This window comes from Wenyingzhuangia fucanilytica (assembly GCF_001697185.1).
GTDB classification, from domain to species: domain Bacteria; phylum Bacteroidota; class Bacteroidia; order Flavobacteriales; family Flavobacteriaceae; genus Wenyingzhuangia; species Wenyingzhuangia fucanilytica.
This window is the reverse complement of record NZ_CP014224.1, coordinates 3,114,566-3,126,792: the sequence shown is the minus strand read 5'-3', so window position 1 is coordinate 3,126,792 and position 12,227 is coordinate 3,114,566. Positions and strand designations below refer to the sequence as shown.

The 12,227-nt window shown below is 32.5% G+C and carries 8 protein-coding genes; 4 read left to right on the top strand and 4 right to left on the bottom strand.

Features of this window, described 5'->3' with window-relative positions; translation table 11 throughout:
* Positions 1-69: 69 nt before the first annotated feature.
* The 4 genes from obgE to secDF form a co-directional block, all read right to left on the bottom strand.
* The gene (gene obgE / locus AXE80_RS12895) at positions 70-1,068 is read right to left on the bottom strand and encodes a GTPase ObgE (RefSeq protein ID WP_068828020.1); all 999 of its coding nucleotides are present in this window, start codon (positions 1,066-1,068) and stop codon (positions 70-72) included.
* A gap of 121 nt (positions 1,069-1,189) precedes the next feature.
* Positions 1,190-1,762, bottom strand: coding sequence for an adenylate kinase (locus AXE80_RS12890; protein ID WP_068828018.1), 573 nt, complete (start codon positions 1,760-1,762; stop codon positions 1,190-1,192).
* A gap of 108 nt (positions 1,763-1,870) precedes the next feature.
* Entirely contained in the window at positions 1,871-2,401 is a 531-nt protein-coding gene (hpt, locus tag AXE80_RS12885; RefSeq protein WP_068828016.1) for a hypoxanthine phosphoribosyltransferase, read from the bottom strand.
* 71 nt (positions 2,402-2,472) lie between these two features.
* Complete coding sequence (gene secDF / locus AXE80_RS12880; protein WP_068828014.1) at positions 2,473-5,439, bottom strand: protein translocase subunit SecDF; 2,967 nt, start codon at positions 5,437-5,439, stop codon at positions 2,473-2,475.
* 337 nt (positions 5,440-5,776) lie between these two features.
* Between secDF and AXE80_RS12875 the strand changes: the two genes are divergently transcribed.
* The 4 genes from AXE80_RS12875 (at position 5,777) to AXE80_RS12860 (ending at position 12,082) form a co-directional block, all read left to right on the top strand.
* Complete coding sequence (locus tag AXE80_RS12875) at positions 5,777-6,190, top strand: hypothetical protein (protein WP_068828012.1); 414 nt, start codon at positions 5,777-5,779, stop codon at positions 6,188-6,190.
* Positions 6,191-6,349: 159 nt separating this feature from the next.
* On the top strand, positions 6,350-7,432 hold the full coding sequence (locus AXE80_RS12870; RefSeq protein ID WP_068828010.1) for an efflux RND transporter periplasmic adaptor subunit: 1,083 nt from the start codon (positions 6,350-6,352) through the stop codon (positions 7,430-7,432).
* A gap of 20 nt (positions 7,433-7,452) precedes the next feature.
* Entirely contained in the window at positions 7,453-10,656 is a 3,204-nt protein-coding gene (locus AXE80_RS12865; RefSeq protein ID WP_068828008.1) for an efflux RND transporter permease subunit, read from the top strand.
* Positions 10,649-12,082 carry a TolC family protein gene (locus AXE80_RS12860; protein ID WP_068828912.1) on the top strand — a complete coding sequence of 478 codons (1,434 nt, stop codon included), beginning with the start codon at positions 10,649-10,651 and terminating at the stop codon, positions 12,080-12,082. Before AXE80_RS12865 ends, AXE80_RS12860 begins: the two co-directional genes overlap by 8 nt.
* Positions 12,083-12,227: the final 145 nt, after the last annotated feature.

Below are 12,227 nucleotides of genomic sequence, written 5' to 3'. Positions count from 1 at the left end.
AAATCATGTTTGTAAAAAGGTCGATTTAGAAATTTCTAAATCGACCTTTTTAGTTTGATGTAACAAAGTTTATGCTTCTTTATTTAACATTTTCCAAAGTTCATCTTTTAATTCTGTAATACCAATGTTTGCTATTGATGAAATAAAAAGTGTTTTAACACCTTCAGGAAGCTCCTGTTCCATTTCTGCTTTTAATTCCTCATCTAGCATGTCTGACTTAGTTATTGCTAGTAATCGGTCTTTATGAAGTAATTCTGGATTGTGTAGTTCTAATTCGTTTAAAAGAATTTTATAATCTGTTCTAATGTCATCAGAATCAGCAGGAATCATAAATAACAAAGTAGAATTACGTTCAATATGACGTAAAAAATAATGACCTAAACCTTTTCCTTCGTTGGCACCTTCAATAATACCAGGAATATCAGCCATTACAAAACTTTGGTAATTTCTATATCCAACAATTCCAACATTAGGTTTTAAAGTTGTAAAAGCATAATCTGCAATTTTTGGTTTTGCAGCAGTTACTACCGAAAGTAAAGTTGATTTACCTGCGTTTGGAAACCCTACCAAACCAACATCGGCTAATATTTTTAATTCTATTTGAAACCAACCATCAACAATAGGCATACCGGGTTGTGCATATCTTGGAGTTTGATTGGTCGCGCTTTTAAAGTGCCAGTTTCCTAAACCTCCTTTACCACCTTCGCACAAAATTACTTCTTCACCATGAGTGGTAATTTCAAACATAATTTCTTGCGTGTCTGCATTACGAACAATAGTACCTAATGGCACTTCTAAATATTTGTCTTCACCGTCTGCACCAGTACTTCTACTTGCTCCTCCAGCACCTCCATGACCAGCTCTACTGTGTTTTAAAAATCGCAAATGGTGTAGTGTCCACATGTCTTTGTTTCCACGTAAAATAACGTGTCCACCACGTCCACCATCACCTCCATCAGGACCACCTTTTTCAATAAACTTTTCTCTGTGTAAGTGCATTGATCCTTGTCCTCCTTTTCCAGAAGCAGCGTATATTTTAATATAATCTATAAAATTCCCGTCAGTCATGATTGTAGCAATTGGCTATTGGCCTAAATACCTTTAGCTAATGAATAATAAAATAAAAAGCTATAAGCATTTACAAGTAAACGCTTATAGCCATGTGCTATTGGCTAAAAGCCTTAATTTGTTATAAAGAATCTACTACGTTAGAGATTAACCCAGTAATTCCTTCAATAGAACCAACACCGTTGATTCCGTAATATTTGTTTTGTTTTTCGTAATAGTCTTTTACAGGAGCTGTTTCAGCGTTGTAAGTGTCAATTCTTTTTTGAATCACAACAGGGTCAGCATCATCAGCACGACCACTAGTTTTTGCTCTTTCGGTTAAACGAGATTTTAATTCTTCTTCGTTTACCTCTAAAGCAATCATTCCATTTATTCCAGCATTTTTCTTAGATAAGAAAGCATCTAATGCCTCTGCTTGAGATTCTGTTCTAGGAAAACCATCAAAAATAAATCCGTTTGCTTGTGGATTTTTTTCAACTTCAGCCTCTAACATGTTGATGGTTACTTCATCAGGAACCAATTGTCCTTTTTCAATATAAGACTTAGCTAATACTCCTAATTCAGTATCATTTTTCATGTTAAAACGGAAAACATCTCCTGTAGAAATGTGAACCAAATTGTATTTATCTTTTAAAACTTCTGCTTGAGTTCCTTTTCCTGCTCCCGGAGGGCCAAATAAAACAATGTTTTTCATCTAGATTTTTTTAAATTCCTGTATATCAGAAAATAATATTAGTTTAATAAAGAAAGCAAATGTACGGATATCCGTTGAATTGTTGAAAAAAGAATAACGAAACTTGTATTAGTCTTTTAAAACATATACTTCATCAAGATTTCTACCCAATCCGTCATAGTCCATTCCATATCCTAAAATAAAACGATTTGGAATTTCTAGTCCAGTATAATCTATTTTAATGTCTTTGTTATAAACAGTTGGTTTTAAGAAAAGTGTGGCAATTTTAACTTCTTTTGCTGAGGTTTGTTTTAGTAATGCTACTATTTTTTCTAAGGTGTTTCCAGTGTCAATAATGTCTTCTACCACAATTACCGTTCTGTTGGTTAAATCTTCGTTTAAACCTATTAATTGGTTTACTTTTCCTGTAGATTTTGTTTGTTGATAGGATGCTAATTTGATGAAGCTAATTTCACAAGGTGTCTTGTATGCTTTTAATAAGTCACTGCAAAACATAAACGATCCATTTAAAACTCCTAAAAATAGGGGCGTTTCATTTTTACAATCTAAAGCAATTTTATTGGCTATTGATTCTACTGCGTTAGAAAGTTTTTGCTTTGTTATATAAGGCTCGAATACTTTATCGTGAATTTGTAACATTTGAAAGTTGTATTGATAAAAAAAACCGTTCTAAAAATAGAACGGTTTAAAATATTATAAAAATAAGTGTCTTATTTTTTTGAAGATTTTTTGTTTACTGCATCATACATAATTGGTGATGCGATAAATAATGAAGAGTAAGTACCTACTACAACTCCAATAATTAAAGCAAACATAAATCCTTTAATACTATCTCCTCCAAATAAGAAGATGGCAATTAATACAACTAATGTAGTGATAGAAGTGTTGATGGTACGTCCTAAAGTAGAACTTAATCCTTTGTTTACAACATCGTTCATAGACCACTTGGTATGAGTTTCTGTAAACTCTCTAATTTTATCAAAAATTACCACCGTATCGTTTAATGAATATCCAACTACCGTTAAGATAGCAGCAATAAACGCTTGGTCAATTTCCATATCAAATGGCATTAACTTATAGGTAATAGAGAATACTGATAATACAACCAATACATCATGGAAAACTGCTGCAACAGCTCCTAATGAGTATTCCCACTTTTTAAATCTTAATAAGATGTATAAGAATACTCCTAATAAGGATCCAATAATAGCCCATCCGGCAGCTTCTTTAATATCATCAGCAATGGTTGGTTCTACCTTAGCATAAGATAAAATACCAATAGTTTGTCCTGTAAACCCACCTTTAAAGTCCTCCATAGAAGTTCCTTCAGGTAAGTAAGGTTTTAAACCGTTATATAAAGCTGTTTCAACTTTTGTATCGGTAGCAGCACCTTCTTCATCAATTAAATACTTAGTAGTTATTTTTAATTGATTGTTGTTTCCGTATGTTTTTACTTCTGGAGCAGATCCAAATACTTCTTTTAAAGAAGCAGCTACTTCATTAGATTTTACTGTTTCGTCAAAACGAACAGTGTAAGTTCTACCTCCAACAAAATCAACTCCGTAGTTTAATCCGTTCGTAAATAAAGAACCAAGACCAATAAGTATGATGATTGCAGATAAGATATATGCTTTTTTACGTTTTTGTAAAAACTCAATTTCAATTCCTGTAAACCATTTTTTAGTAGTTGGAGTGCTAAAAGCTAAAGTTTTTCCTTTAGTTGTAGCAGCATCTAATAACAATCTAGTAATAAAAATTGCTGTAAATAAAGAGGTTAAAATACCTACGATTAAAGTAAAAGCAAATCCTTGAATAGGTCCTGTTCCAAATACATATAAAATACCACCAGTTAAAAGTGTAGTAATGTTAGCATCAATAATAGCAGACAATGCTCCTTTAATACTAAATCCTCCATCAATAGCCGCAGTAATTCCTTTACCAGATCTTAAGTTTTCTTTAATGCTTTCGAAAATAATTACGTTAGCATCTACAGACATACCAATGGTTAAAATAATCCCGGCAATACCAGGTAATGTTAACACCGCTCCAAAAGAAGTTAAAATTCCAAAGATGAATAAAATGTTTACTAACAAAGCAACATCAGCAAACCATCCTGCTTTTCCATAATATAAAATCATCCATCCTAACACCAATACAATAGCAAGTGCGAATGAGATTAATGATGCATTAATAGCCTCTTGTCCTAATGATGGCCCTACAACTTCTGATTGAATAATGTGAGCAGCAGCAGGTAATTTACCAGCTTTTAAAACGTTTGCTAAATCTGTAGCTTCTTCAATAGTAAAGTTTCCAGAAATAGATGTTCTACCTCCTGTAATAGCATCGTTAACTCTTGGTGCAGTGTACACGTAGTTATCTAATACTACAGCTACAAATTTACCTTTGTTTTCTGCAGTCATTTTAGCCCATAATTTAGATCCATTTCCGTTCATAGTCATGCTAACTTCAGGGTGAGAACCTAATTGATCAAATTGTTGACTAGCATCAGAAATAACATCTCCTTCAATAGGTGCTTTATCTGTTCTGTTAGATTTAATAGCGTATAATGGTAAAACATCATTAGTAGCTTTTGCATCCCATAAGAACTTAGCATACTTATATTCACCAGTTAATAAAGCTCTAACTTGTTTGTTATTTAAGTACTCGTTTACTTTAGCAGTATCTTTAACAGCAGCGTATCCAATTACAGATGAAGCTTGACCAGTTGGTTGTAAAAAGCTAAATAAACTTGTTTTGTTGTTAGCAGAAATTGAATCGTTTTCCGTTTTTGCTTCTCCTAATAAAGCATCAATAGAGTCATCAGCAGATGCATCTTTTTTAACTTCTGATTTTTCTTTTGGAGTTTCAGCAGCTATAATTTCAGATACTTTTTGGTTTGCAGCAACTAAGAATTGAACCAATTCTTGTCCAGTATATACTTCCCAAAATTGTAATTCTGCAGTAGACTGTAATAATTTCTTAACACGCTCTACATCTTTAGCTCCAGGTAATTCAATTAAAATTCTTCCAGAAGTACCAATTCTTTGGATGTTAGGTTGAGTTACTCCAAACTTATCAATACGAGAACGTAATACTTGGAATGCTGTAGAAATAGAAGCATCAATTTCACCTGCTAAAATATCTTTAGCCTCAGCATTAGTAGTGTTAAAAGTAATTTTTTCTCTTAAGTTTTTAGTTCCAAAAATAGATGGGTCACTTAATTTAGTATCACCAGCAATTTTTTCAAACTCTTGGTAAAACAATTCAAAATAACTACTTGATGAGTTTTTTTGAGCAGCAGTAGCTGCTTCTAAAGCTTGGTTAAAAATCGGGTTTTTAGAGTCGTTAGACAATCCAATTAAAATGTCTTTAACAGAAACTTGTAAAGTTGCGTTAATTCCACCTTTTAAATCAAGACCTAAGTTAATTTCTTTGTCTTTAATGTCGTTGTAAGTGAAATCTCCAAAACCTAATACTCCAGGTATGTTAGCTACAGAGTCTAGATATTTCTTTTCTAATTTAGCAATTTCTCTTCCGTCGTTTTCTTTTGCATTTGCTGTTGCGTAAGTAAGCGCTTCTTTTTCTACTTTATTTGCGAAAAAAGTAAAAGATAAAGAGTACAAACTCACTAATCCGAAAAGGATGGCAAATAGTCTGATAAGTCCTTTGTTTTGCATTTTTTATATGTATTTTCTCTACGTATTTTTTGTGTAAGTCTGCAAATATAATATTTCAACTTAATAAAGTCGAATTTTAATATATTAATTCTTAGCATATTCGTAAAACTTTATGTTTTGCTTTAAATGATATTATTTTTATGATGATTTTAAACGGTTTGGTATAATAGTAGTTATACAAGTTTTAAAACAGTGATATTATCATTAATGTGTATAGAGAAAACTAAATGGTTTTTGTTAAATATCTTGAATATAGGTGTTTAAAGATTTTAATTGATGTTTTTTTATTGATGTAATATTTGTTTCAATTACTGACTTTGTGTAATTTCGCCTCGAAATGAAGAAATTATTTATTAAATATTTATTATTAAGCATAGTCCTTTTAAGTGGATTTAGCCAGCTTATTACCTATAAGTCTGGTGCGAATGCTGATATAAATAATTCTAATGATGATTTTATACAAACAGAACATGTAAGTTATAATACTTCTGATGTTAAAACTTATATTACTAAGTCTGGTTTGTTTCATTTTGAAAAAATCAATTGCGAAATTGAAATCACAGATAGTGAAGACGATGAGATTAGCTCATTAAAAAAGACTACTTCTGCAAGTTCTTATTTTGAAAAAAAGAACGCTATTTCTACTTGTGATTTTATCATTGATTATATTCAACAAGCTTCTTTTATTAAGAAGTTTTCTCATTTAATATCTTGTAAAAGATACATCTTACTTAGAGTCATCAGAATTTGATTTCCCACAATTAATTAGGTAGTGTTTTACATTGCCTAAACTTCTTACGTTTTGTCCATTAGCAGTTTTATACATGTTAAAAGGGCTTAGTGTGCTGTTGTACACACATCTTCAAAAAAATCAACAATTTTTATTATACAAAACAAAAACAAATTAATTATGAAGAGAGTTCTTATGCTCGCTAGTTTGTGTGTACTATTATTTAGCACAAGCTGCAAAAAGAAAAAGGAAAAGGAAGAGGCAGAAACAGAGTTTTTGGTAACGAATCCTATAAAAAAGGATACAGCAATCGTAGAAAACTATGTATGTCAAGTTCACTCAATACAACATATTGAGTTAAGAGCCCAAGAAAGAGGTTATTTAGAAAACATTTTTGTAGATGAAGGTCAGTTTGTAAAAAAGGGACAACCATTATTTCAAATCATGCCAAAATTATACGAAGCTGAATTGGCTAGTGCAAAAGCAGAAGTAAAATTTGCTGAAATTGAATATCAAAACACAAAAAAACTTGCTGATCAGAATGTAGTGGCTCCTAACGAGTTAGCAATGGCTGAAGCTAAATTAACCAAAGCAAAAGCAGAATTAGCATTGGCTCAAGTGCATTTAGATTTTACATTAATTAAAGCTCCTTTTGATGGAATAATAGATCGTTTCCATGTAAGAACAGGAAGTTTGGTAGATGAAGGGGAGCTACTTACAAGCCTTTCTGATAATAGTAAAATGTGGGTGTATTACAACGTTCCAGAAGCAGAGTATCTAGAATTTAAAACTCAAATTAAAAAAGACAATCCAATAAAAGTAAGTCTTTTGATGCCTAATAATAAAGTGTTTGCCCATACGGGAGTTGTGGAAACCATTGAGGCCGATTTTAACAATGAAACAGGAAATATTTCTTTTAGAGCAACTTTTCCTAATCCAGAAGGATTGTTAAGACACGGTGAAACTGGTAATATTTTATCAACTATTTCTTTAGAAGATGTTTTGTTAATCCCTCAAAAAGCAACTTTTGAGGTTTTAGATAAAAAGTATGTCTATGTATTAGATAAAGACAATGTAATCAAGTCAAGAGAAATTACTATTGGAGAAGAAATGCCACATTTATATGCTGTGGTTGGTGGATTATCTACAAATGATAAAATTCTTATCGAAGGCTTACGATTAGTTAGAGAAAATCAAGAAATACACACCAAATACGTAAAACCAGATGCTATACTCGCACATTTAAATTTATATGCAGAGTAGGTAACTTAAATTAAAAAGATATGTTTAATAAATTTATACATAGACCAGTATTTGCTATTGTAATTTCGATTATTATCGTTTTTATAGGAACTTTATCCATTAAGCAATTACCGATCTCACAATTTCCAAAAATTGCTCCAACTACTGTCAATATTTTTATTGCCTACCCTGGAGCAAGTGCAGATGTATTGGTAAAATCTACGCTTGTTACCTTAGAGAATTCAATTAATGGGGTTCAAGGAATGAGGTATATGGCAACCGATGCAACCAGTGCGGGTGAAGCTACTTTGAGAATTATTTTTGAACCAGGTACTGATCCAAACCAAGCTGTAATTAGAGTAAAAACTCGTGTAGATCAAGTCATGCCGCTTTTACCAGAATTGGTACAGCGAGAAGGGGTTGTAATTACACCTATCCAGCCTAGTATGTTAATGTATGTTAACTTATATGCTAAGGATAAAAACATGGATGAAAAGTTTTTATACAATTATGCTAACGTAAAAATGATCCCTGAAATTAACAGGATAAAAGGGGTTGCAAGATCGCAAATTTTAGGAAGCCGTAGGTATGCAATGCGTGTATGGTTAAAGCCAGATCGTATGAGAGCCTACAATATTTCTATTGATGAGGTGATGGATGCACTTAAAGAACAAAGTATTGTAGGACGTCCTGGTAGAATTGGTCGAAGTTCAGGTATTGAAGCACAATCTTTAGAATACGTGCTTACTTATAAAGGTAGATATAATGAACCAGAACAATACGGAAACGTTATTCTGCGTGCAAATGCAGAAGGAGAAAGCATTCACTTAAAAGATGTTGCCAATATTGAGTTAGGTAGTGAGTTTTTTGATATTTACTCAAACTTAGATGGTCATCCATCAGCAGCTATAGTATTAAAACAAAATTATGGAAGTAACGCAAGTGATGTAATTGAATCTGTAAAAGAAAAATTAGAGGAAATGAAAGCTACTTTTCCTCCTGGGTTAGATTATAAAATTAGTTATGATGTATCTAAATTCTTAGATGCTTCTATAGAGCAAGTTGTGCATACTCTTAGAGATGCTTTTATATTAGTAGCTTTAGTAGTGTTTATTTTCTTAGGTGATTGGCGTTCTACTTTAATTCCAATTTTAGCGGTGCCAGTATCTTTGGTAGGAGCTTTCTTTATTATTCAGGCATTTGGACTGTCTATTAACCTAGTAACTTTATTTGCTTTGGTATTGGCTATTGGTATTGTGGTAGATGATGCCATTGTGGTGGTAGAAGCCGTACATGCTAAGTTTGAAGAAGATCCACATATTACCCCATATAAAGCGGTTAAAAAGGTGCTAGGTGAAATTAGTGGAGCCATCATTGCAATTACAGCAGTAATGGTATCGGTATTTTTACCAATTTCATTTATGTCTGGGCCAGTAGGAACTTTTTATAGACAGTTTTCTATAACCATGGCAAGTTCAATTGTAATTTCTGCATTAATCGCATTAACATTAACACCTGTGTTGTGTGCAATGTTGTTAAAAAATCAGCACGGAAAAGAAACAAAATCTAATGTGTTAACTAGGTCTTTAGATAAGTTTAACGCAGGATTTGATAAGTTGACAGGAAAGTATGTTGCTGTATTAAAAAGAATAGTAAGTAGACGTTGGTTAACTTTTGGAATTTTAGGAGCTTTTTGTGTAAGTATTTTCTTTGCAAACAAAATTTTACCATCTGGATTTATTCCTAGTGAAGACCAAGGGACTATTTATGCAATTATTCAAACTCCACCAGGAGCAACTTTAGAAAGAACAAACGAAGTAGCTGAAAAACTTCAAAAAATTTGTGAAGAAGTTGATGGTGTAGAATCTGTTTCTTCTTTAGCGGGTTATGAAATTATGACAGAAGGACGTGGGTCTAACGCAGGTACTTGTTTAATTAATTTAAAATCTTGGTCAGATCGAAAAGGAACTGTAAAAGATATTATGGAAGAGCTAGAAGAAAAGTCTAAAGGACTTGGGGCGATTATCGAATTTTTTGAGCCGCCAGCAATTCCAGGATTTGGTTCTTCAGGAGGTTTTTCTATGCGTTTGTTAGATAAAACAACCACTACAGATTATCAAGAGTTTGATAAAATCAATAAAAAATTCATGGATGATTTAAGCAAGCGTAAAGAGTTAACTGGTTTGTTTACCTTCTTCGCTGCTAACTATCCACAATATGAGTTGGAGTTTAATAACGATTTAGCAATGCAGAAAGGAGTTTCTATAGGGAAAGCCATGGAAAATCTGAATATTTTAATTGGTAGTACATATGAACAAGGTTTTGTAAAGTTTGGTCGTTTTTTTAAGGTGTATGTTCAATCGGATCCTAAGTACAGAAGACTTCCATCAGATGTTTTAAAACTTTATGTTAAAAATGATCATGGAGAAATGGTGCCTTATTCAGCTTTTATGAAGTTGAAAAAAACACAAGGACCTAATGAGGTTACTCGATACAATATGTATAATTCCGCAGCTATCCGTGGACTTCCAGCTAAAGGATATAGTACTGCAGATGCAATTGAAGCAATTAAAGAAGTAGCAGCAGTAAGTTTACCAAAAGATTATGATATTGCTTGGGAAGGTTTGTCATATGACGAATCTAATAGAGGTAACGAATCTCTTTATATTTTCTTAATTGTATTGGTGTTTGTGTATTTTGTTTTGGCAGCTCAATACGAAAGTTTTATCATACCGCTAGCTGTAATTTTATCATTACCTGTAGGTATTTTAGGATCCTTTGTGCTTTTAAAAGTAATGGGACTAGAAAACGATATTTATGCACAAATTGGATTGATTATGTTGGTAGGGCTATTAGGTAAAAATGCAGTGCTAATCGTAGAATTTGCTGTGTTAAAACGTCATCAAGGAGCTACAATTTTAGAAGCCGCTATAGAAGGGGCAAAAGTACGTTTTAGACCTATTTTAATGACGTCATTTGCTTTTATTGCGGGATTAATTCCATTGATTCTTGCTTCAGGAGCTGGAGCGATAGGAAACCGTACTATTGGTGCTTCTGCGCTTGGAGGTATGTTGTTTGGAACTGTGTTCGGAGTAGTAATTGTTCCAGGACTGTACTTTATTTTTGGAAATTTAGCAGATGGTAGAAAATTAATTAAAGATGAGGATGATACTTCGTTGTCTGAAGATTTTGTACACCAATTAGATGATTTTAATGAAACTAAAGAAAATCATGAAAATGAATAAGATTAAAAAATATAAATATGCAGGAGTAGCTTTATTGCTATTAAGTTTTACAGCTTGTAAAACTCCTGCTTTGGTTCAGAAGACGGAAAACACAACATTGCCAGAAACTTTTAATGGAGTTAAGGATACTGTAAATGTGGTGAAAGTTCAGTGGAAAGATTATTTTAAAGATCCATATTTGGTAAAGTTGATTGATACGGCTTTAGTAAATAATCAGGAATTAAATATTACGCTTCAAGAAATAGAAATTGCAAGAAATGAAATTCAAGCTAAAAAAGGGGAGTACCTACCTTTTGTAGGTTTACAAGCTGGAGCTGGTGCCGAAAAAGTTGGTAGATATACTAGCCAAGGAGCTAATGATGCTACGACACCTTTTAAGGGAGGTAAAGAAAATCCTGAATTTTTGCCAGATTTTATGGTAGGAGCTTATGCTACTTGGGAAGTGGATATTTGGAACAAGCTGCATAATGCTAAAAAAGCTGCGGTAAGTAGATATTTAGCAACTGTAGAAGGTAAAAACTTTATGGTAACTAATTTGATTGCAGAAATTGCGAATTCTTATTATGAATTGTTGGCTTTAGACAATCAATTAGAAATTTTAAATAGAAACATTACTTTGCAAACAAACGCTTTTGAAATTGTAAAGTTGCAAAAGCAATCTGCTAAAGTAACGGAGCTAGCTGTAAAGAGGTTTGAAGCACAAGTTTATAGTACAAAAAGTATCCAATATCAGATTCAGCAACAAATCATAGAGGCTGAAAATAAAATTAGATTTTTGGTAGGAGGGTATGCTGGAAATATTGAAAGAGATGCTCAAGGCTTTGTTGATTTAACTCCTGATTTAATTCATGCAGGAATTCCATCAGAGTTATTGGCTAACAGACCAGATGTTAAACAAGCAGAACTTGAATTGGCTGCAGCTAAATTAGATATTAAAGTGGCTAAAGCCAGATTTTATCCTTCTTTAGGGCTTTCTGCAGGAGTGGGGTATCAGGCTTTTAATGCTAAATATTTATTGAGTACCCCAGAATCTTTGTTGTATTCTATAGGGGGTGATTTAACCGCTCCATTAATCAATAGAAAAGCAATTAAGGCCGAGTATTATAACGCCAATGCAAAACAAATTCAGGCTGTTTATAATTACGAACGCACAATTTTAAATGCTTATATAGAAGTGGTGAATAAGCTTTCTAAAATATCTAATCTAGAAAGTAGTTTTGGTTTACAACAGAAAGAAGTAGAAGCACTTACTGAATCAATTAACATATCAAACAATTTATTTAGATCTGCAAGAGCAGACTATATGGAGGTACTGTTAACTCAAAGAGATGCTTTAGAGTCTAAGTTTGAGTTGATTGAAACTAAAAAAGACCAAATGAATGCTTTTGTAAATATTTACAAAGCTTTAGGAGGTGGATGGAAATAATAGTAATTGAGTAGTTTTTTTGTTTTTATGATCAAGAGTCTAGTTGCTGTTTAATAGTAATTTAGGCTCTTGATTTTTTTTGCTTCATACGATTTCGTAAATAGCCGGTTTTTAAAAATAAAAGAAACAAAAGTGTTGATAATTT